Below are 21,806 nucleotides of genomic sequence, written 5' to 3'. Positions count from 1 at the left end.
TCACAGTGTGCGCGAATCCGCCGCCAACACCAAACACCGGAGATCACAACATGGTTGCAAAAGCAATACTCGAGGATGGCTCACAACGTGACGCCGGTCGCCCAGAGCGCGTTCGCCATGGCCGGCAGCGTCACCTCGATATCGTGATGGTCCTCCACCCTGCGACGCGCGGTGACGACGAGCTCGGTTCGTAGTTCGGGTTCGGCGACGATCCGGCGCAACACCGCGGCCAGGGTGTTCGCGTCACCGGGCGGCACCAGCAGTCCCGCGCCGTCGGACAGATATTCGGCGGTGCCTCCGTGATCGGTACCGACGACGGGCACACCGTACGCCATCGCCTCGAGCACTCCCAGCGGCCCGGCCTCCGGTGCAATACTGGCCGAGACCAACGCGTCCCAGACCGCGAATACCTCTGCCGGGTCGACCTGCCCCAGGAACGACACGCGTCCACGCAGGTCGGAGCGCTCTGCGCGGCGGCGCAACTCGTGGAGGAACGCTTCGTCGCCAGGAAACGGCGTACCTGCCACGTCGAGGCAGATTTCGGGCACCTCGGCGACCGCATCCAGAAGAACCCGATGCCCCTTCCACTCCGTCACCGACGCCAGGATGCCCACCCGCACGGCCGAGTCGGCACGACGGGCCGTGAGGGACGGTGCAGCCGGCACCGGAACGCCGTTCGGCGCAACGACGACCGGATATCCGCATTCGCGGACCGGAGCCGCGGTGGCGCGGGAGACCGCTACGGCCCCCGCCACCGCTGCTCTGCCGAGGCGGGCGACGAGGCGTTGCTTCCGTGACGACAGAGTGTCGTGCACCAGCCACCTCGCACGTTCGCGATGGGATGTACCTGCGACAGCGAATCGCAGGGATGGCAACGCGAACAACGAGTTGCACACCACCTGTGGTCGCTCGGCGGCGAGCACGCGCCGGAGCCGGAGCGCGCCCCCCAGCCACCGCACCGGAAGACTCGCCAGGCCCGTGATCCGCCCGGTTCCCGTCTGACCCCACATGCCCAGGCGTGGCAACCCGACGTGCACGCACCCGGCCGGGAGCGCCTCGGCCAGGGGTCCATCGGGGCACGCCACGGTGACTCGCAGGCCTTGTGCGAGGGCGACGTCGACGAGCGCCAGCATCACCTTCTCGGCACCCGACCGCTCACCGGTGTGCGCGACGAACAGCAGCGAAGCGCTCACCGCGCCACGACCCTCCTGTGCACCCGGCCGAGCAGCTCCGTCAGTCGCGCGGCGGTCGTGCGGATATCGAACAGTTCGGCGATCCGCGCGTGCGCTGCCGCGCCCATGCTGCGTCGTCGCACCCCGTCGGCGAGCAACATCCGGAGTGCCGCGAGGAGCGCCTCGTCGTCGGTGTGTTCGACGAGAAGCCCGGTCTCGCCGTCGACGACCATCTCGGGGATCGACCCCACCGTCGACGCGACGACCGGAAGTCCGGCCGCACCTGCTTCGAGAATCACGTTGGGTGCCTGGTCCATTCCGGACGGGAAGCACATCAGGTCCGCTTCGGCGAGGATGTCCCACAATCGGTCGTCACCGCTCACGAGATCACCCACCACCCGCACACCCGGCAGATCCGGAACAGGATCACGTGTGACGAGCACCAGATCACACGTCTCCCTCAGGTACTGCTGGTGCAGCCGCAGGAGAGTGCTGCCGCCCTTGCGTTCCATGCTGGTGCCGATGAAGACGACGGTGGGACGCCGGTGCCGCGAACGATCGGGCAATGCCCGTTCCCCGGTGAGAAAGGGCGACCAGATCCCGGGTGCCATCGTCAGCACCTTCTCGGCGGGCAATCCGTACGTCGCCCCGGTCAGCGACGAGGCGGTGCGCCGGCCGTTGGCAATCACCAGGTCCGCGGCATCCAGCACCGGACGCTCGAAGCGGACCGCTGCGCGCACCGCGAACGGAGTGAACCGGGTCGCCGTGCGATACGGGATCAGATAAGCGTTGAGTTCGTTGGTGCTGTCCGTCGTGACCACCGTGGGACGAGTCCGCATCAGGTCGGCCGAACCGAGCATGCAGTTCTGGGTGTAGACGTGGAGGACGTCGATGTCTCCCTGGGCAAGACGTTCCTGCAGCCGACGCCTCAGCCCCCGGGAATGCACGAGCTGCCCGCGCAGCGCCTGGAGGTCGAGATCGAGCCGATCGAGTCCGGGCACCGGCGCGCGGAACACCTTGCCCACGAATCCCGGACCGTGGGCGTCGAGGAACTCCACCTCGATGTCGTCGCGTTCGACGAACGCCCGCCGGAGCGAATGGTGCACCGTAGCGTGTCCACCGATGTTCTCGTTCACGAACAACGCCTTCAGCGGTTCCGCCACCGGTGCCTCCTGTTTCGTCCGGTTCGGGGTCGTCGGCTGAAATCGGGACCGGCCCTCGTTTCGTTACAACAGAGCAACGTCATAACGAATTGCCGACGCGCCTGCAATACTTTCGTGATCCGACACAATACGCTGTTCGGGTGACATTCCACCGAACCGGTCGCCGTTCCCGCCGTAGCCTGATGCTGGCACTTGCCGCCTCGATAGCGTTGTGCGCGAACCCGATTACTGCTTCAGCACAGGATCTCGAGCCGACGGAACCGGCCTCGCCGGGCGAGGTCGCATTCCCGACCCGCAATCTGGGGCTCGGCCCGAAGCTGGAATTCCGCGGCAATTCCGATGTCGTCACGCTCACAATTCCGGTCCCTCCCGGAAATACCCCCGCTCTCCTGGACACCACAGCCCAACTGCCCACGAACGTCGCGCGCGGATGGATCGACGTCACCTCGGACGGACGGTTGCTCACCCGCGTGGAACTGCCGGCCGGTGGCGACATCGTGCCCCTGTCGATTCCGCTCACCGGCGCGAAGGTGGAGAACGACGCCGCGGTGATCTCGCTGGGGCTGACCTTGACCGCAGTCGACAACATCTGCCCCGACGACTGGACCCTCGGTTCGGTACGACTGCACGACGGTGTGATCCGGTACGCCGGTACCCCTACGCTCCCGTCGGTGGTCGCCGACTATCTGCCGCCCGTCCTCGAACGCCTCGAGTTGTATCTGACAGAAGAACCGACGGACGCCGAGTCGACCGTCACCCTGGATCTCGCCGCCGGCGTGACCGCGCGCTATTCGGGACGTCAGGTGCCGGTGGACGTGCGTGAACTGCCGCCGAACGGCATTCCCCCGGCCGCCGACAGTCCGTTCGTCCGGCAGATCGTCGTCCGCGAAGGCGAGGAGACGGGTGTGGAGATCGGCACGATTCCCGATGGGCCTCCCGCCCTGTACGTCCGAGGCGATGCCGAGACCCTTCTCGACCAGGGGCGCCTGGTGAACAGCGTCCTGTCCGGCTTCGCCGTGGGCTCCGACGTGGCCGTCGGCACCTTCGACGTCCCGCCCATCCTTGCTCCGGACTCGACCACCCTGTACGACCTGCGGGTGTCCGATCTCGAGACGAGCGGTCTCGGCATCGCCGACGTACATCTGTTCCTCGATCAGGCCGAGTTCGGCCGACCCGTCCGGGATGTCGCCATCGATCTGAAGGGTTCCTACACCCCGCTTCCCGCCACCCAGGGTGGGCTGATCACCGTCTCGGCCGGTGACGTCCAGCTCGACGCATGGGCAGCCGACTCGAGCGGTGTCATCGACCGCATGGTCACGGTGCCGAACTCGTCCCTCGGGCGCCTCACCGACATCACCGTCGCGCTCCGCACGACCGGTTCCCAGGAGCAGTGCGGTCTCCAGCAACCCGTCACCCTCCGTATCGACGGCGACAGCCGCGTGTCGAGCACCGTCGCCGACCCGCCCGTTCCCGCCGGATTTCCGTCGCTGCCCCAGACCCTGATGCCGCAGCTGAACGTCGCCACCGCCGCTCGCACACTCGTCGACGTCGGACGTGCCGTCGAACTCGTCGCCGGGCTCCAGTCGCTCACCACGCGCCCGCTGGATCCGACCTGGGTGTCGATCGACGACGCGCTCGCCTCGTCGGCGCCCGCACTGGTCGTGGCGGCGAACGGCGTCATCCCCGACCGACTGCAGTCGGAGTTGCCGCTCGTCCGCACCGAGGACCGCCGGTTCGAGGTCCGCGACGCCACCGGCGAGAGCACCAGCCTCACCTTCGGCACCGAGGTGGACTTCGCCTCCGTGCAGGTCGTGCGCGAGGACGGACGCACCGTGCTGGTCGCCACGTCCACCGACGTCCCCGAAGAACTCGATCGGACGATCGACTGGCTCTCCGCCGAGCCCGGCCGCTGGTTCGAGCTCGAGGGCAGCGTGCTGTTCACCGCGCCCGACCGCGATCCGATCACCCTCATCGATCCCCGGACCCAGGACGACGGCGTGGACGCGGCGTCGTCGGGAACGAACAGCACGGTGACCGCGGTGGTCGTCGCGGGTGTCGTCCTGCTCGTCGCCGGTGCGGCAGGCGCCGCGGTGTGGGCGCTCTCCCGCCGGCGCCGCCCGCAGTCGCGGTGAACGCGATGACCACGACAGTCGAGCAACCGCCGTTCACCGAACGGTTCTTCACGAGCGCGCTGCGGCGCACCACCATCCGGTGGGTCGTGATAGTCGCCGCGACACTGATCGGCTTCCACTCCACCTGGCTGCAGCTGATCGCGGAGATCCGCACGGGCACCACGGGCGGTTACGTCCTGATCGTGCCACCGCTCGTCGCGGTCGTCGCGATCGGTGTCACGCGCAGGCGCCGGAACGAACTGCCCATCCACGACCGGCAGACCGACATCATCACGTCGGTGCTCCTGCTGCTGATCGCGCTCGCGATCAAGGGCCTGCTGATGCCGAGATATGCGACCACCTACCAGGTGATGCACCTCGACGTGCTCGCCGCATGGGTGTTCGTGTGCGGTGCGTGCATCGCGATGTTCGGCCTGCGGGTGACCGCGGCCTACTGGGAGGCATGGATGATGCTCTTCCTGAGCTCCCCTGTCGTGTACCGGATCGTGCTCGTCGAACTCGGCGGGACGAAGTTCGTCGCCGGTGTGGTCACCCTCGTCCTCGCCGCCTCGGCGATCGGACTGGCGACCCGGCGCACCTGGGCTCGTGGATTCTTCTACGGCTCCGCAACATTCGTGATCGGACTGATCGTGCTCGCCGTGATCGATCGGCGATGGCCGGACGCACCCATCGCCGTGGACCAGTACGTCCCGGCGGTGATCGCGACGGTGGTCGTCGGCTCCGGCGCCTACCTGTGGACCTTTCGCGGACTCGCACCGCGCACATTGCCTCCGAATCCGGTCTCGATCGCCCAGGCAGTACGCGGAGCGATGTGCATCGCGGTGGCCGCCCTGCTCGCCGCACTCCTGCCGCTTCCCGACCAGCGCCTGACACCCGTCTCGGTCGGACCACCCTATTCGGGCGCCGCCGCCCAGGTCGTCCCGTCCGGATGGGTGCAGTTGTCGTCCGTCGACTACGACTGGCCGCGCGCCTACTTCCGTCAGGGATCGGTGCTGCGCCGGCAGATGCTCCGGGCGGAGGAACCGAACCCGGAGTGGGATCGGCTGCTACGCCCCCGCACCGTCGCAGTGCAAACCCTGCAGGTGCGCAGCCCGAACCAGTTCGCGGTCTATCCCACCCAATCGATGTACGCACTGGGCAGATCACGGGTGAGCCCGAAGGAATACGTCGATCTGGGTCGCGGTGTGACCGCCGAATACTTCACCGTCGTCGACGACACACTGCTCCTGACGTGGAGCCTGCTCAGCTTCGTCTGGACCCGCAGCGACACCGTCGCCCAGCGGGTGAGCCTGCTGACGGTGGACAACCACGAACTCGATGCGCCGTTCCCGCAGCCCGAGCCGAACACTGTCGCCAACGCACGCACGCTGATGCGAGTGTTGCTGCGCGGCAACGGCACCGTCGAGGACACCGAACCCGAGTACAAGGACCGTTCCATGCTCATCGAGGTGGGTCGCGAACTCGTGGAGGCACAATGGCAGGACGCGTGAACGTCGGTTCCGGACACGATGTTCCGGCCGAGAACACCATCGAATTCGACGCCTACCGGAAGGCGGCCCTGCACGAGGCCGTACACGGACTCCGTGAACGCAGCCCCGTCTCGTCGGCGTCGGTCGCATTCGTGCCGTGGCAGAAGTATCTCGGATTCGCACTCGCCGCGGCCTTCGTGGCCTCGCTGGTCGTAGCGACGAAACCTACCCTGATCGTCTTCACCGTGCTGTGCACCTTCGGGTACATCGCGACCCTCGCCGACCGGCTGCTGCTCTTCACCCGGGGCATGGCCCGCGACGCGCAGTTCATCGTCGACGACGAGGAAGCGCTCGCCCTGACCGACGACCTGCTCCCGCCGTACACGGTGCTCGTCCCCGCCTACAACGAACCCGAGGTGGTCGGCGACCTGCTCGCTGCCATGGCCGCGCTCGACTATCCGGCCGACAAGCTCCAGGTGCTGTTGCTGCTCGAGGAGGACGACACCGTCACGATCGACGCCGCGGAGGAGGCCGGACTCGGCGAGAGCGTCGAGATCCTGCTCGTCCCGGCCGCCGACCCGCGCACGAAACCGAAGGCGTGCAATTACGGACTGCACTTCACGACGGGTGAGATCGTGACGATCTTCGACGCCGAGGATCTCCCGGAACCACTGCAGCTGCGCCGGGTGGTCGTCGTCTTCGACCGCCTCGGCGACGACGTGGCGTGCGTGCAGGCGAAGCTGGCCTTCCACAACGGAACCCAGAATCTGCTGACCGGCTGGTTCACCGCCGACTACGCGCTGTGGTTCAACTTCATCCTGCCCGGCCTGATGAAGTCGCACTCGCCGATCCCGCTCGGCGGGACGTCGAACCACATCCGCCGATCGGTGTTCGACGAGATCGGCGCGTGGGATCCGTACAACGTCACCGAAGATGCCGATCTCGGTGTCCGGATCGCCGAATCGGGTTACTCCACCGCGGTTCTCGACTCGACCACACTGGAAGAGGCGAACAGCGATCCGATCAACTGGGTGCGGCAGCGATCCCGGTGGTACAAGGGCTATCTGCAGACCTGGCTGGTCCACATGCGCCGTCCCGTCCGACTGTGGCGAGTCATCGGCACCGCGGGAATGCTGCGGTTCACCACCCTGCTGGCGGGTACACCGATCATCGCGTGCCTGAACATGGTGTTCTGGATGACGACGCTGTCGTGGCTGCTCGGACAGGCGGATCTCATCGAGGAGATCTTCCCGTGGTACGCCTACTTCCCCGCCTTGATCTCGCTCGTGTTCGGCAATGTCGCCGTGATGTACATGAACTTCGTCGCGTGTCGCGAGACCGGGCACGCGAACCTGTGGTGGCCGTGCCTGACCGTCCCGCTGTACTGGGTGCTCATGTCCATCGCGGCGATCAAGGGCACCTATCAGCTCATCCGCAATCCCTCCTACTGGGAGAAGACGTTCCACGGGTTGTCGTCGTGAAGGCCCGCAGCCGGTGGGTGTTCTGGACCTCGTGCCTGATCTATCTGGCGGCAGGTCTGTGGCTCGCGCTCGACGTGCAGTACTACCAAGGGGATTCGCTGAGCCGTGTGAGCGCTGCGCGGACGGTGCTGCTGAGCCGCGACCCGCATCTCGCCGCCATCGGATTCGTGTTCACGCCGCTCACCGCACTCGTCCAGGTGCCTCTCGCCGGTCTGTCGGCGTGGTTCCCCGGACTGACGGCCTATTCGGTGACGGCGGTGATCATGTCGGCACCGTTCATGGCCGGTGCAGCGGTGCAGATCCACAAGATCGCGTGCGATCGCGGATGTTCCCCGTGGTTCGTGTGGACGGTGACGGCGGCCTTCGCACTGAATCCGATGATCGTCTACTACGGCGCGAACGGGATGAGCGAGGCACCGTTCCTGTTCGCGTTGTGCTGGGCCGCTCGCCGGCTCATCCGGTGGTGCAGCACCGACGACATCCACGACCTCGCCCTGGCGGGCATCGCCCTGGCACTGGCGTATCTCGCGCGGTACGACGCGCTGGCCGTCGGTGGGGCGGTGACGGTCTTCGTCGCGCTGCTCGTCCGGTACCGCTCACGCCGATACGCTCCCGGCGCCGGATGGCAGCCGGCGATCATGGACGCCATTCTCGTCGCCTCTCCCCTCGCCCTGGCCTTCGTCGTGTTCGTCACCACGAGCTGGCTCGTCACCGGAGAAGGGCTCGCGCAGTTCACCTCCACCTACGGCAACGCCGCCATCCTCGAGCAGAGCGGTGGTGGGTCGTCGGGCGGACTCGGTGCGATCGCCTTCTCGCTCGCCGAGACCGTCGTGCTCGGACCGGCGCTTCCGCTCTTGATCCCGGTCGTGGCGGTGCTCGCGTGGCGGCGACGCGATCTCGAACCGCTCGTACCGTTCGTGGCCTTCGGCGCGGTTCTGGGCTTCGCGGCACTGTCCTACGCGCGCGGGATGACCTTCCCGTTCCTGCGCTTCTACATCTGCGCGATCCCGCTGCTCGCCGTGTGGGTCGTGCAACTGGCGCCGCGACGCGGGCGGTTCGCGGCCCGACGTCCCGGCCCGCACACCGTTCCGAGAGCCGAGGACGACAGCGGGGCGGCCCCATTGGGTGCGGTACTACTGGTGTGCAGTCTGCCCATCACGTTCGTCGCGATGGGCTCGCCCGCCCTGTCGCAGGAACAACACGCGCTGCGCACGGTTCTGTTCCCGGACGACGACGATCCGTCCGACGTGCGTGAGCAGCAGCGACGGGTGATCGCGGCGTTCTCCACCGAACGACGCATCGCCGAATACCTCGACGAGATGGACCTGCCACCGGGTTCGGTGCTGATGGACACGGTCTACGGGTTCGCGATCTTCTCGGCCACCGAACGCCCCGAGACGTTCGTCATCCCTTCGGATTCCGACTTCACGGCCGTGCTCAACCGCCCTTCGTCCTACGGAGTCGAATACATCCTGACCGTCCCCAACGAGGGTCGCGGAACATCCGATGCCGTGAACCGCCGCTATCCCACGATCTACGAGACCGGCAGCGACATCGCCGTACTCGAACTCGAGATCCCCAACGACGGGGCCGACCAACCCGATTGGAGGCTCTTCCGCGTGAGCGACCGCGCTTCATCCTGAGCGGTGGTGACGCCGTAGGACATACCGGACCGGGTCGTCGAGACCGATGTCGTAGGTGCACTCGTCCGCCCGCGGGTCGGGGACGAACGACCACAACAGCGCACCGTCGGCCCCGAGGTCGCGGTACCGCGTGAGCGTGCGGTCGACGATCTCGGCACGCTCGCGCAGGTCGAGACACGAGCCGGCCCGGACCCCGAGTTCGGCGACGAGCATCGGCTTCGACAACCGGGCGAGCCGCTGCTCGAGGAACTGCGCGTCGTCGTAGTCGTGGTACTGCACGACGTCGAGCTGCTCCGCGTCCGTCACGATCTCGAAATCGTCGCCCGCCGAACCGCACTGGTCGCCTCCGATGGTGCCGACCGTGACGAGCCGGTCCGGGTCGTGTGCGCGGACGATTCCTGCCGCCTCGTCGATCCAGTTGCGGAGCAGTCGCGCACCACCGGGAAAGCACTCGCGTCGTTCGAGGGTGCATTCGTCGTCGGTGCAGGTCGCGGTCTCGGGTTCGCCGATCAGCTCCCACATCGCCACCGAGGGCGACGATCCCCACCGTTCGACGGCCGTCGCGACCCAGTCGTCGTAGGCGAGCACATGACCGGGCAGCGGGTCGCGCCAACCGGTGTCGTACCAATCGGCCTGCTTGTATCCACCCGCGTCGCAATCACTGTCCTGCGGCGCGAGAACCGGGATCACGTACACCCGGTGCCGTTCGGCGGCGTCGAAGACGGCGTCGAGCGCGGAGAAGTCGAGCATGTCGCCGATCCGGTGCACGGCGTGGGACTGAAAGGCGTCGAAACGCACCACCGATCGGGGCGCCAGCGCACCGAAGAACTCGTCGAGATCCACCTCGGCACCGCATCCCCTGTTGATCTCCCAGCGCGTACCCAGCTGATAGGCGTTGAGCCCGGCGGGCCACCACGGACGGTCGTCGAGAACGAGCCGGTCGCCGTCCGTGCGGACCACCGGAAGATCCTCCGGAGGCGAGGGACGCGACGAAGTATCCTGCGCGCAGGCCGCGAGCAGGAGCAGAAGTGTGGTAGCAACCACAGCGACGCGCACGTTCAGAGACTAACCCGCGCGGTCGTGTGCACACGGGCCGGCCGGAAACATCGCGGCCTCCGTGGTGTATCCGGCCGTTCCGAGCGCAGGATCCGACGCGGACGTCAGCTGGGACGCGCGTCGGGGTGCTTGTGCACGAAGTTCAGGTACGCCTTCGACGGGGTGGGCCCGCGCTGGCCCTGGTACTTGGATCCGACCTTCGCGCTGCCGTAGGGGTGCTCGGCGGGGCTCGTCAGCCGGAACAGGCACAGCTGACCGATCTTCATTCCCGGCCACAGCGTGATCGGCAGGTTCGCGACGTTGGACAGCTCGAGGGTGATGTGCCCGTCGAAGCCCGGGTCGATGAAACCGGCCGTCGAGTGTGTGAGCAGGCCGAGCCGGCCCAGCGACGACTTGCCTTCGAGGCGACCGGCGAGGTCGGACGGCAAGGTGCACCGCTCCATCGTCGACCCGAGCACGAACTCGCCGGGATGCAGCACGAACGGCTCACCCTCGGGCACCTGCACCAGCGACGTCAGTTCGTCCTGCTGCTCCGCCGGGTCGATGTGGGTGTAGCGGGTGTTGTTGAAAACGCGGAACAGGCTGTCGAGCTTGACGTCGACACTCGACGGCTGCACGAGTTCCGGATCGAAGGGGTCGATGCCGAGATGGCCGGAAGCGATCTGGGCGCGGATGTCACGATCGGAGAGCAGCACGGATAGAGGTTAACAACCTGCTCGGGGCCGGCCGGACAGGTGCTCTACGTGGACTGATCCTTACGCAGTTGCTCCGAGATGATCAGCAGCAGCTCGGTGCACTCCTCGATCACGTCGTCGCGATCCATCGGGACCGTGCCGTCGAGCCACGCCGTCAGTGCCTGCGCAAGCCCTCCGACGACGTAGTGTGCCGCAAGGTCGAGGCGCGGGCTCGGGGCGACCGCGTAGATGTTCTCGGCCTGCGCCGTGACGAGACCGGCGAACATCCGGGTCGAATCCAGGCGCCGCCTGGACAGCTGCGGATTGGCCTGGCTGACGGAGAACATGATGCGGCCGAGCCGGGGGTCCTCCTCGATCTCGTGGACGATGTTCTCGACACCTGCGCGGACGATGACGCGGTCGTCGCCGGTCGGTGCGGCCGTCACCGCGGCCATCGTGCTCTCGGCGATGCGCTGGACCACGTGGTCGTAGACGGCTTCGGTCAGCTCGTCGCGGTCGGTGAAGCTCTCGTAGAAGTAACGCGACGCCAGGCCGGCGCGCTTGCAGACGCCGCGGACGGACAACGTGGGCTCGCCCTCGGCGGCGCCGAGGAGGTCGAGGCCGGCCTCGACGAGCTGGGCTCGTCGATCGGCCTGCCGTTCCTCACCTGCGCGTCCACCGTAGAGCCGTCCAGTCGTCATGAGTCCATCTTCGCAGCGTTCCACCGTCACGCCCTAACCCACTCCGAACACGAGCACGTTCACATGACGGCAGGTGAAGGGGACGCGACGCCATGTTTTGGCACGACATTGCAAGTGCCACAGGAAACTATCGAGCACTTCTTGCCGGCACCGGGCGGCGGAATCGGACGGGACGGTCGCTCGTCCACAGGCCCTGCGGGTCTGCTACAGTGTGCTCCGAAGCTTTGGGCGGGAGTCGACGAAAATTGGCGAACGCCCAGCGTGCCGATGTAGTTCAATGGTAGAACATCAGCTTCCCAAGCTGAATACGCGGGTTCGATTCCCGTCATCGGCTCTCATGAATACCGCGCATGACCAGCGCAAACATTACAGCCGAACATCGTGGCCGCAGTCCGCTGCAGCCGAACATGTAGCCACAGCCCGAATGGGTGAGTGGCTACAGCCTTCGGTGTCGACGTGACCGATTGTCGTACGCATCGTGAGCGACACGGAGCCGGAAGAGCAGCAAAGCAATGATGGATCGAGTGGTGGGAATCGATTGAGGACCTCCGGCCGGATCCACAGCGTGTCGCCGACGCCTGCTACGGCGACCCTTCCGCCTCCCGCAAGCCCTGACCGACCGCGACCCGGTCCACGGCGTCGTCGGCCGAATTCATGGGTGAGCAGGGAGCTTCGAGCGCGGCCACCGACATGTCGATTACGTGGTGCACGGTCTCGGCGAAACTTGCGTGCGCGACGGGGTTGTCGTCCGCGCAGCGTTGCTCGAAGACCGCGAGTGCCGACACGCCCATGTTGAGCATCAGGTCCACCCGGGCCACAGCCACCCGACGCGGCAGGTGGTCGAGGACGTCCATCAGTCGCCGGGATACTTCCCGGCTGCTGACGGAAATCGCGGCCAGATCCGGTGCGTCGAAGTCCAGAGACGGTGTCACCCGGACCAGGAACTGCGCGTAGTAGGAGCCGACGCCCCGTTCGGCGATGTAGTTCGCCAACGGCACCAGCACGGCCTCGACGAGCGCGCGCACGTCCTGACCTCGGCCCTCGTCGTCGATCATGGCGAGGAACTCCTCGCGGGCGGCGTTGACCACCGCCATGCGCCGACGGAAGACCTCGAGGATCAGCCCGTCCCGGCCGCCGAAGTGGTACTGCACGGCCGAGTTGTTCTTCTGCCCGGCCGCCGACGCGATGTCGCGCATGGATACTCCGTCGAGACCGCGTTCGGCGAACATCCGTTCGGCGACTTCGATCATGGCATCCTTGGCGCTGCCGCGATTCGACATCATTCTCCCGCCCTGCTGAATCGGTGTCTCGACTATCGCGAATTGTACGACCAGCTCCGCGCCGCCCTAGAGCTTGCCGGCGGTCGGGTCCCACATTCTTCGCGCGGTTTCCCCGATCCTGTTGAGTGAGAACACCGTCAGGAAGAGCGCGGCACCGGGAACCAGAACCAGGTACGGATACTCCTGGAACTCGCTCTGACCGGCGGCAATCATATTTCCCCACGTCGGTTCCGGGCGCGGAATGCTCAAGCCCAGGTAGCTGAGGGAGGCCTCGGCCACAATCAGCACGGCGACCACCATGAAGCTGTACGAGAGCACCGGCAGCACCAGGTTCGGCGCGATCTCCTTGACCATGATCCGGCGATTGCTCGCCCCCAGAGACCTTGCCGCCGTTACGAACTCGTGCGAACGCTGGCTCATCGTGTTGGCTCGCACCAGTCGGACATAGGTGGGCACGACCATGATGCCGAGCGCGATCGCGACGTTGCGCACGTTCGGCTCGAGGATGGTCACCAGCGCCATCAGCAGAATCAGCGGCGGGAACGCGAGCATCGTGTCGCTGAGCACCGAGACCACGGTGTCCGTGCGGCCGCGGAAGTAACCGGCGATGATCCCGATTGCCCCGCCGACCAGCACGCCGCACACCACCCCACCGATCCCGACGACCAGCGAGACCCGCGCCCCGTACATCAGGCCACCGAGGAGGTCGAGGCCTTGGCGGTCGGTTCCGAGGGGATTGGCGGACAGCAGGTTCGGCGGCTGCATCGACGGCGTGAGTAGAGCTTTCGCGGGGTCGCGGGACTCGCTCAGTGGTAGCCAGTCTGCGATGACCGCGGCGACGGCCACCAACGTCAGCCATGCCAGCGCCAGTGCGGTACCCAGGTCGAGCCGGGGGGACCTGCGGGTCTTGCGGACCGTGGTGTCGACGGTGGGGGCCGCAGGTCCGGCGGCCGGGACGGTTTCGGAGGTCAGGATGTCAGGCACGGCGGATCCTCGGGTCGATGGCGGCGTATCCGATGTCCACGAGCGCGTTGATCAGCACGTAGACGAGGGCGATGACGAGCACCCCGCCTTGGACGACGGGAAAGTTCTCGAGCTGGACGGCTTCTACGATCATCGTCCCCATGCCCGGGAGGTTGAAGATGGTCTCGACGACAACGGTGCCGCCGATGAGCCGGCCGAGGCTCACGCCGGCGATGGTGATGAGCGATACCGTCGACGGCCGCAACGCTTCCCGCACCAGAACGTGCCCGGCGGGCATGCCCTTGGCCTTGGCCGAGAGCACGAAGTCCTGCTGCAGTGTCGAGATCATGTCGGTGCGCAGCACCCGGGTGAAAATCGCGATCTCGGTCAATGCGAGGGTCAGGGCGGGCAGGAAGATCGTTCGCAGGTTCTCCGCCAGGCCCGCCGGGTCGGTGAGCCGGGAGAATCCCTGCCGCGGGAACTCCGGCAGGAAGTACCCGATTGCGCACAGCACGAGGGCAGCTCCCATACCGGTCACCAGCGCCCGGCCCCAGAGGGCCCCGAGTTCGCCGCCGGCACCGCGCCGGCGGAAGGGCCCGAGTGCCATGACCGCACCGATGAGGATTCCCGTACCGGCGATGATCTGCTGGGCCAGAGAGTGGTTGAAGACGAACAGATAGATCAGGAGCAGGCCCGCGAGGAAACTCGGCGTCGAGATCAGCGCGAAGGACGCCGCCGAGGAGACCCGGTCGAACGCCCGGCCCGCGCGGTAGGCGGACCAGACCCCGACCGGCACGGCGATGGCCAGGGACAGCACGATCGCCACCAACGCCAGTTCCAGGGTCACCGGCAGTCTGGACATGACGATGTCGACGACGTCCTGGCGTGGCGGCAGCAGCGAGGTGCCCAGATCGCCGGTCAGTGCCGACCCGGCCCAATCGAGAAACCGCTCGGTGACGGGTGCGTCGAGGGCCAGTTCGGCCCGCACGGCCTCGTACTGCTCGGCGGTGCCATTGGGTCCCACGACCGCGGCGGCAGGGTCACCCGGGGTGAGTTCGAGGATGAGGAAGGTCAGCGTGGAGACCAGCGCTACCACGATCGCGACATGGGCGAGTTTGCCCAGCATATAGCGAAGCAAGTAAGGGGCCCCTTCCGGGAGAAGTCGACGCGACGACGCATCAATGCAGTGCATTAAACAGAGCGGGAGTTTTCTTGACAACCCCCGATATGTCGGTGACACTCAACACGCTCTTTGGTTAAGAGTGTTTCTTAACACTGATGTGGCGGCGGCGTGGACGTCCGTCTCACCGAGCAATGATCTTCCGCCTCAGCAACGAGGAGAACTCGATGTCCGACCCCGCACCGTTGCTATCCGTCACGAATCTGCGCACCACCCTCGACACGCCGGCAGGCACTCTGGCCGCCGTCGCGGACGTCGACCTGACCCTCGAACGCGGCCAGAGCCTCGGCATCGTCGGCGAGTCCGGATCGGGCAAGTCGATGCTGGTCCGCTCGATCATGGGCATCGCACCGTCCGCCGCAACGGTGCACCCGGACAGCCTGGTCGTCTTCGACGGCCGGGACGTGACCCGCCTCGACCGCACGCAGGCCCGGCACTTCTGGGGCACGGAGATCGCGATGATCTTCCAGGACCCACTGACCTCCCTGAATCCGGTTCGCACGATCAACAGCCAGATCACCGATCCACTGCGATTCCACCTGGGCCTCAGCCGGAAGCAGGCCCGGGCCAGGGCACTCGAACTGCTCGACATGGTCCGCATCCCCTCGGCGGCCGGCCGACTCGACGAGTATCCCCATCAGCTCTCCGGCGGCATGCGCCAGCGAATCGGCATCGCGATCGCGCTGGCGTGCGATCCCACCCTGCTGATCGCCGACGAGCCGACAACAGCTCTGGACGTGACCGTGCAGTACGAGATCCTCGAACTGCTCCACTCCATCCAGGTGGAGCGGAAGATGGCGATGATCCTGGTCAGTCACGATCTCGGCGTCGTCTCCCGGTACACCGACCGGATCGCAGTGATGTACGCCGGTCGGTTGATCGAGACCTCTGCCACAGCCGGTCTGCGCGGAGGGGCACGGCACCCGTACACCGAGGCACTGCTCGCCTCCATCCCCCGCATCGACCTGCCGCCGCACACCCGCCTGCAGGCCATCGACGGGCGACCGCCGGACCTGCGTCGCCTCGACCCGGGCTGCCGGTTCGCGCCGCGCTGCGGGTACGTCCGGGACCGCTGCCGCACCGAGGAACCGCTGCTGCATCACGACGACCGGATCGAACATCGCGCCGCGTGCCACTTTCCTCTCGGCTCGTCCGACACCGAACTGATCGGAGCGCACTGATGGCCGGCACCGGAACGGCGCACCTACGCGAGGACGCCGTGGTCACCCTCGACCGTATGGTCGTCGAGTACCCCACCGCGAAGGGTGTCGTACAGGCTGTCTCCGGCATCAGCCTCGACCTCGTACACGGGGAGACGCTCGGCCTGGTCGGCGAATCCGGCTGCGGCAAGTCCAGTCTCGGACGCGGCGTGCTGCAGCTGCCGGCGCCGACCTCCGGTTCGGTCCGGCTGCGGGGCATCGACCTGTGCACGCTCACCGGGGCCGCGCTCAAGGAGCAGCGCCGATACATGCAGATGGTGTTCCAGGACCCGATCTCTTCGCTGAATCCCCGCCGCAAGATCGGCGACATCGTCGCCGAGGGCCTACGGATCCAACGCCGCGAGATGTCGCCCGACGACGTCACCAAGGTTGTCGACGACATCCTCGAGGCGGTCGGTCTCGATCCTGCCGGTGCCCGCACCCGGCGCGCGTCGGAGTTCTCCGGAGGACAGTGCCAGCGCATCGCCATCGCGCGCGCCCTGATCCTCGAGCCGGAGTTGCTCGTGTGCGACGAACCGGTCTCCGCGCTCGATGTCTCGGTGCAGGCGCAGATCCTCAACCTGCTCGAGGACATGAAGGACCGCTACGGCCTGACCATGTTGTTCATCTCCCACGATCTCGCGGTGGTGCGCAACATCAGCGACCGGGTCGCGGTGATGTACCTGGGCAAACTGTGTGAGGTCGCGCCGACGCTCGATCTCTACGACCGGCCCGCGCACCCCTACACCCAGCTGTTGTTGTCGTCGATCCCCACGCTCGACGACGAGCCGATGACGCCCGTCCGCAAGGTCGACGCGGAACTGCCCTCCCCACTCGATCCCCCGTCGGGCTGCCGCTTTCGCACCCGCTGCCCCTCGGCCACCGACCAGTGCGCCGTCGTCGAACCGGAACTGCGCGAGGTGCGGCCCGGTCACTATGTCGCCTGCCACCACCCCCTGTTGGAGAACTGATGAAGTCGATCACCAAGACCACCACTGCGGCCGTCGCCGCGGCCCTACTGCTCGCCGGTTGCGGATCGGGCGGCGGCTCGACCTCCGCCTCCGGCACCGAGCGCGACGCCACCCCCGTCGACAACGGTGAGCGGTGCACCGCTGAACGGGTCGGCGGCACCATCTCGATGGGCGAGTACTTCATGCTCCCCACGTTCGCGCCCGGACAGGGCGGCTTCGGAGCCCGCGGCGGCGCCCAGTCCGCCGCCGTGTTCGACCGGCTGATGCGCTGGGATCCGGTCACCAACGACTACACCCCGAAGATGGCGGAGTCGATGACGGCCGACGAGACCAACACGGTGTGGACTCTCACGCTGCGGCCGAACGTGCGGTTCAGCAACGGCGACCCGGTCACCGCCGACGCCGTGAAGTTCAGCGTCGAGCTGCACCGCGACCCGGCCCTGCGCTCGAGCGCACTCCAGGACGTCTCATCGATCACCGGCATCGAGGTCGTCGACCCGACCACCGTGCGGTTCACCCTCGACGGTCCCTGGACCACCTTCCCCTACGTCCTCGCCGGCCCTGCCGGTGAGGTGGTCAATCCCGCCGTCTACCGGTCGATGCCGGCGGACCAGTACGCGCTGAACCCGGTCGGCGCGGGCGCCGGCGCCTATACCGTCAAGCGCAACGCCCCCGGTGAAGAGCTGCTGCTCGAGCCGAACCCCGACTACTACGGCGGCCCGGTCTGCACCTCCCTGCGGTTCGTGATGGTGCCCGGCGCCCAGGCCACCTACGATGCGCTGACCACCGGTGAGCTGCAGGTCGCGTTCCTGCGCGAGGCACCGATCATCGCGAAGGCCAAACAGGACGGCACCGAGGGATTTTCGGAGCTTGCCAACTCCGGTAAGATCCTCAACCTCAACAACGGCAACGGCGGGTACACCGGCATCACCACCAACGTGCGGGTACGCAAGGCTATCGCCGCGGCGATCGATCCCGCATTGATCGACAAGCGCATCAACGGCGGCACCGGCGATCCCGGGTCTTCCCTGCTCAGCGAGCGGTCCACCCTGTTCGACGGCACCGCAGGCCCCGCGTACGACCCGGAGCAGGCCGAGAAGCTGGTGGCGGAGGTCAAGGCCGAGACGGGTTGGGACGGCGGCCTCGAGATGCTCATGGCCTCGACCCCCGAGGGCACGGAGCAGGGCATCGTCCTCAAGGCCCTGCTCGACGCGGTCGGCTTCGATGTCACGATCAGCAACGTGCCCGTCGCCCAGGTCACCGCGCAGAGCTTCCAGGGCGACTTCGAGGTGGGCACCGCCGGCATGGCACTGCGGGATTCGCAGCCGTACGCGGCCCTGGCGAGCTTCCTGGGTACCGGCGGTTCGACCAACATGACCGGCTTCGGCCTCCCCGAGTTCGACGCGGCCGTGGCCGAACTCAAGGCTGCCTCCAGCGTCGACGAGCAGAAGCAGATCATGGGTGAGATCCAAACGATCATGAACGAGCACCAACCGATCGTCAGCTACGGCGCGGTCGAGGAGTTCGTCGCCGTCGACCCGACCGTCAAGGGGGTCGTCCCGACCCTGAACACGGTCATGTTCTTCGACGGCGCGTACCTCGAGAAGTAGTACACGCCTTCATTTTTCCCAGCTCGGGCGTGTTCCATAGTCCGCACTCGTAGAGAAAGCACCCGATGACCGCAGAGAACACCGAGTTTCCGGGCCGGATCACGTCGAGCCTGTCGACCTCCCAGCCGTGGTGGCCGCCGCGCACGCAGGCGCCGGCCGATGCACCGAACGTCGTCGTGATGATCGTCGACGACATGGGATATTCCGACATCGCTCCCTTCGGCTCGGAGATCCCCACCCCGCACCTCGATGCCGTCGCAGACGAGGGCGTCCGGATGTCGGACTTCCACGTCACTTCGATGTGTTCGCCCACCCGCGCCGCGCTGCTGACCGGGTGCAACGCGCATGCCGTCGGCGTCGGCGCCGTCTGCAACACCGACCCCGGGTTCCCCGGCTATGCGGGGGAGCTGCCGGCCGACCAGCCGACCCTCGCGGAGATGTTGCGGGGCAACGGATACAGCACGTTGATGATCGGTAAGTGGCACTTGTGCAAGGAAAGCGATCTCAACGCGGCCGGGGACCGGCATTCCTGGCCGCTTCAACGTGGATTCGACCAGTTCTACGGGTTCCTGGAAGCGCAGACCAACTTCCACCATCCGCACCAGCTGTACGAGGGCAACAACCCACTGCATGTCGACGAATACCCCGAGGGCTACTACCTCACCGACGACCTGACCCGGCGTGCGACCGAAATGATCTGCGACAGTCTCGCATCCGACCCGGACAAGCCGTTCCTGCTGTACTACGCGCACGGCGCGGTGCACACCCCGCTGCACGCCAAGGAGTCGTACATCGAGTCCTTCCGCGGAACGTACGAGGAAGGCTGGGAGGCGATCCGGGACCGCCGGTTCGCCCGTCAGCAGGAACTGGGCCTGATCCCTCGGTTCGCCGACCTGGCCCCACTCGACGATCCCACCGGACCCGACGTGCCCGCCTGGGCAGATCTCGGTCCGGACGGGCAGCGTCTGGCCGCTCGGTACATGGAGGTCTACGCCGCCATGGTCACCTCCATCGACGAGAGCGTCGGCCGGATCCGAGAAGTCCTGAGTCGGCTCGGCCAACTGGACAACACGGTCTTCGTGTTCCTCAGCGACAACGGCGCAGCCGGCGACGGCGGCACCGACATCGGTGTGTTCAACCACCTCGGCAACCTCGACCGATCCACCAAGCGCACTGTGGCCGAACGTATCCCGATCGAGCTGGCGCGGATCGACGAGATCGGCGGACCCACCTCCTGGCCCGCCGTCCCGACAGCCTGGGCGACGACCTCGAACACCCCGTTCCGGCGGCACAAGTTCAGCACTTTCCGCGGCGGCCACCAGGTACCGTTCCTGATCTCCTGGCCGCGCGGCCTGGACGGGGTGGGCGGCGAGATCCGGCACCAGTACGCGCACGTGACCGACGTGGTTCCCACCCTGATGGACCTGATCGGACTTCCGGTCACCGTCGAACGGCACGGCCGTCGCGGTCGCGACCTCGACGGGGTGAGCCTGGTCCCGGCCCTGCGTTCGGCCGACCACCCCTCCGATCACCGCGAGCAGTACTACGAGTCCTTCGGCGAGCGGGCCTACCTGCGGGAGGGCTGGGAGGCGGTCTCGATCCGCACCCCGCTGACCCCGTTCCGCGACGACCGGTGGGAATTGTTCGAACTGTCCGACGATCCGACCCAGTGTCGCGACCTGGCCGCCGAGCATCCGGATCGGGTGGCTGAGCTGGTGCGGGCCTGGGAGCAGGCCGCGGGCGAGAATCAGGTTCTACCGATGGCGGACGGCACCCCACTGCACTGGTTCCAACGCCCGCCTCACGAGCAGCGGTTCACCCGGCCGGTGACGCTGTTGCCGTGCACCCCCACCCTCGAGCGCTTCCGGTCCGGCCACCTGATCGACGGCCGCTCGTTCGAGATCGTGGTGGATCTCGAGGCCTTCAACCCGACCGACAGCGGTGTCCTCGTCTCGCACGGCGGCCAGGAGGGTGGCTACGTCCTGTACCTCGAGGATGGATACCTGCACTTCGTGGAGAACGCATTCAGCCGGATGATCGAGGCACCACCGGCACGACTGCCGGAGCGGTGCAGCCGCATCACCGTCGCCGTCACCGCACCCGGCAAAGCCCGCTGGTCGGTGGAGATCCGCATCGACGACCAGGTCGTGACGACATCCGACGACTTCATCCAGCTGTCCTGGCTGGTGCCCTACAACGGGATCAACGTCGGCATCGCCCGTCGCTCCCCGGTGTCCTGGGAACTGGCCCGCAAGTACGGCACCTTCCGCTACAGCGGACGAATTGCAGGCGTCACCTATACCCCGGGCGACCTGGCCCCCGACGCCTTCCCCATGATGATCGACCACTTCCGCACTCTGGGCATGGCCACCCAGTGACCGAGGCACCGGTGAACGGCTGAACAACACACCCGGTAGGACGCTCCCAGGTCGGGAAGTGTGGTGGCAGGTGGGGCAGGATGAGCGAGGCATCGAGACGTTCACCCCACCTGCCACCTACTCCCCTCAGCGGCGACCACTGTGGTGGCGACCATCGTGCACACGCGACTCGAGCGATTCGATGTCCCGAGGTTTCGCTCCCCAGAGTTCCGACCGGTCCACGAGATACGAGCAGGCGGTATCGACGAGCTCGGGTAGCGGCAGGGTGCCGTCCAGGGCGACGCCGTCCTCGTCGGCCCCGAGCGGCTCGAGCGTCTCGAACTGCGAAGCCACCAGCCTCTCGGAGAAGAAGTGGCCGCCGCGTTCGCGAATCCTCGACCTCACGACGTCCACGGGCACGTCCAGATGCAGGAAGACGCTCGGAGTGCCGGAACACAGAATGTCTCGATACGACCGCTTCAGTGCCGAGCACGCGACCACCGGAGTCCCGGTACTTGCGGCGGCGGCCGCCGCGACGGCGCGCAGCCACGGCTCACGATCCTCGTCGTCGAGCGCCCGGCCGGCGCGCATCTTCTCGATCGACGACGCGCTGTGGTAATCGTCCGCATCGATGAACACGCCGCCGATCCCGTCTGCAAGCTTCCGCGCGAATGTCGTTTTCCCGCATCCACTCACGCCCATCACCACAACGGCCATGCCACATCGTAACGACGGGGAGGTTGTGGTCGCTCCCG

The 21,806-nt window shown here is 67.0% G+C and carries 17 protein-coding genes and 1 tRNA gene; 9 read left to right on the top strand and 9 right to left on the bottom strand.

What is annotated here, in order from left to right; all coding sequences use genetic code 11:
- Positions 1 to 80 precede the first annotated feature (80 nt).
- Both A8G18_RS08635 and A8G18_RS08630 read right to left on the bottom strand, forming a co-directional pair.
- Positions 81 to 1,193 carry a glycosyltransferase gene (locus A8G18_RS08635; protein WP_064063543.1) on the bottom strand — a complete coding sequence of 371 codons (1,113 nt, stop codon included), beginning with the start codon at positions 1,191 to 1,193 and terminating at the stop codon, positions 81 to 83.
- Entirely contained in the window at positions 1,190 to 2,335 is a 1,146-nt protein-coding gene (locus A8G18_RS08630) for a glycosyltransferase family 4 protein (RefSeq protein WP_064063542.1), read from the bottom strand. The genes A8G18_RS08635 and A8G18_RS08630 overlap by 4 nt, the downstream gene beginning before the upstream one ends.
- A 140-nt stretch (positions 2,336 to 2,475) precedes the next feature.
- Between A8G18_RS08630 and A8G18_RS08625 the strand changes: the two genes are divergently transcribed.
- The 4 genes from A8G18_RS08625 to A8G18_RS08610 are packed head-to-tail and all read left to right on the top strand — an operon-like array spanning position 2,476 to position 9,060.
- Entirely contained in the window at positions 2,476 to 4,467 is a 1,992-nt protein-coding gene (locus A8G18_RS08625; protein ID WP_245207808.1) for a hypothetical protein, read from the top strand.
- A gap of 5 nt (positions 4,468 to 4,472) precedes the next feature.
- Positions 4,473 to 5,957 (top strand): archaeosortase/exosortase family protein, encoded by a 1,485-nt coding sequence (locus A8G18_RS23010; protein ID WP_064063580.1) that lies wholly within the window; start codon positions 4,473 to 4,475, stop codon positions 5,955 to 5,957.
- Positions 5,942 to 7,417, top strand: a complete 1,476-nt coding sequence (locus A8G18_RS08615; protein WP_064063540.1) for a glycosyltransferase — start codon at positions 5,942 to 5,944, stop codon at positions 7,415 to 7,417. The genes A8G18_RS23010 and A8G18_RS08615 overlap by 16 nt, the downstream gene beginning before the upstream one ends.
- Positions 7,414 to 9,060 (top strand): glycosyltransferase family 39 protein, encoded by a 1,647-nt coding sequence (locus A8G18_RS08610; RefSeq protein WP_172506063.1) that lies wholly within the window; start codon positions 7,414 to 7,416, stop codon positions 9,058 to 9,060. The genes A8G18_RS08615 and A8G18_RS08610 overlap by 4 nt, the downstream gene beginning before the upstream one ends.
- Here A8G18_RS08610 and A8G18_RS08605 read toward each other — a convergent pair.
- From A8G18_RS08605 to A8G18_RS08595, 3 genes are all read right to left on the bottom strand, one after another.
- Positions 9,052 to 10,116, bottom strand: a complete 1,065-nt coding sequence (locus A8G18_RS08605) for a glycoside hydrolase family 5 protein (protein ID WP_064063539.1) — start codon at positions 10,114 to 10,116, stop codon at positions 9,052 to 9,054. The two genes, A8G18_RS08610 and A8G18_RS08605, sit on opposite strands and share 9 nt — an antisense overlap.
- Before the next feature lie 104 nt (positions 10,117 to 10,220).
- A complete protein-coding gene (gene dcd / locus A8G18_RS08600; protein ID WP_064063538.1) occupies positions 10,221 to 10,811 on the bottom strand; it encodes a dCTP deaminase in 591 nt (196 codons plus the stop codon).
- Positions 10,812 to 10,855: 44 nt separating this feature from the next.
- On the bottom strand, positions 10,856 to 11,491 hold the full coding sequence (locus A8G18_RS08595; RefSeq protein ID WP_064063578.1) for a TetR/AcrR family transcriptional regulator: 636 nt from the start codon (positions 11,489 to 11,491) through the stop codon (positions 10,856 to 10,858).
- A 263-nt stretch (positions 11,492 to 11,754) separates the two neighbouring features.
- Here A8G18_RS08595 and A8G18_RS08590 point away from each other — a divergent pair.
- Positions 11,755 to 11,825, top strand: a tRNA-Gly gene (locus A8G18_RS08590).
- A gap of 247 nt (positions 11,826 to 12,072) precedes the next feature.
- On the opposite strand, the gene A8G18_RS08585 is transcribed toward A8G18_RS08590, so the two are convergent.
- The 3 genes from A8G18_RS08585 to A8G18_RS08575 all read right to left on the bottom strand — a co-directional run bounded on the left by A8G18_RS08585 (position 12,073) and on the right by A8G18_RS08575 (position 14,872).
- Positions 12,073 to 12,774, bottom strand: coding sequence for a TetR/AcrR family transcriptional regulator (locus tag A8G18_RS08585; protein ID WP_064063537.1), 702 nt, complete (start codon positions 12,772 to 12,774; stop codon positions 12,073 to 12,075).
- Positions 12,775 to 12,837: 63 nt separating this feature from the next.
- A complete protein-coding gene (locus tag A8G18_RS08580; protein ID WP_064063536.1) occupies positions 12,838 to 13,755 on the bottom strand; it encodes an ABC transporter permease in 918 nt (305 codons plus the stop codon).
- Complete coding sequence (locus A8G18_RS08575) at positions 13,748 to 14,872, bottom strand: ABC transporter permease (RefSeq protein ID WP_245207807.1); 1,125 nt, start codon at positions 14,870 to 14,872, stop codon at positions 13,748 to 13,750. The genes A8G18_RS08580 and A8G18_RS08575 overlap by 8 nt, the downstream gene beginning before the upstream one ends.
- A 209-nt stretch (positions 14,873 to 15,081) precedes the next feature.
- Between A8G18_RS08575 and A8G18_RS08570 the strand changes: the two genes are divergently transcribed.
- From A8G18_RS08570 to A8G18_RS08555, 4 genes are all read left to right on the top strand, one after another.
- The gene (locus tag A8G18_RS08570) at positions 15,082 to 16,095 is read left to right on the top strand and encodes an ABC transporter ATP-binding protein (RefSeq protein WP_245207806.1); all 1,014 of its coding nucleotides are present in this window, start codon (positions 15,082 to 15,084) and stop codon (positions 16,093 to 16,095) included.
- On the top strand, positions 16,095 to 17,084 hold the full coding sequence (locus A8G18_RS08565) for an ABC transporter ATP-binding protein (protein WP_064063533.1): 990 nt from the start codon (positions 16,095 to 16,097) through the stop codon (positions 17,082 to 17,084). The genes A8G18_RS08570 and A8G18_RS08565 overlap by 1 nt, the downstream gene beginning before the upstream one ends.
- On the top strand, positions 17,084 to 18,694 hold the full coding sequence (locus tag A8G18_RS08560) for an ABC transporter substrate-binding protein (protein ID WP_064063532.1): 1,611 nt from the start codon (positions 17,084 to 17,086) through the stop codon (positions 18,692 to 18,694). Before A8G18_RS08565 ends, A8G18_RS08560 begins: the two co-directional genes overlap by 1 nt.
- Positions 18,695 to 18,759: 65 nt before the next feature.
- A complete protein-coding gene (locus tag A8G18_RS08555; protein ID WP_064063531.1) occupies positions 18,760 to 21,072 on the top strand; it encodes an arylsulfatase in 2,313 nt (770 codons plus the stop codon).
- 126 nt (positions 21,073 to 21,198) lie between these two features.
- On the opposite strand, the gene A8G18_RS08550 is transcribed toward A8G18_RS08555, so the two are convergent.
- Positions 21,199 to 21,768, bottom strand: coding sequence for a gluconokinase (locus A8G18_RS08550; protein WP_245207805.1), 570 nt, complete (start codon positions 21,766 to 21,768; stop codon positions 21,199 to 21,201).
- Positions 21,769 to 21,806 lie beyond the last annotated feature (38 nt).

The sequence above is a fragment of the Rhodococcus gordoniae genome, from assembly GCF_001646655.1.
GTDB classification, from domain to species: Bacteria; Actinomycetota; Actinomycetes; order Mycobacteriales; family Mycobacteriaceae; genus Rhodococcus; species Rhodococcus gordoniae.
Note: the sequence above shows the minus strand (reverse complement) of the source record. Positions and strands in the feature narration are given on the sequence as shown.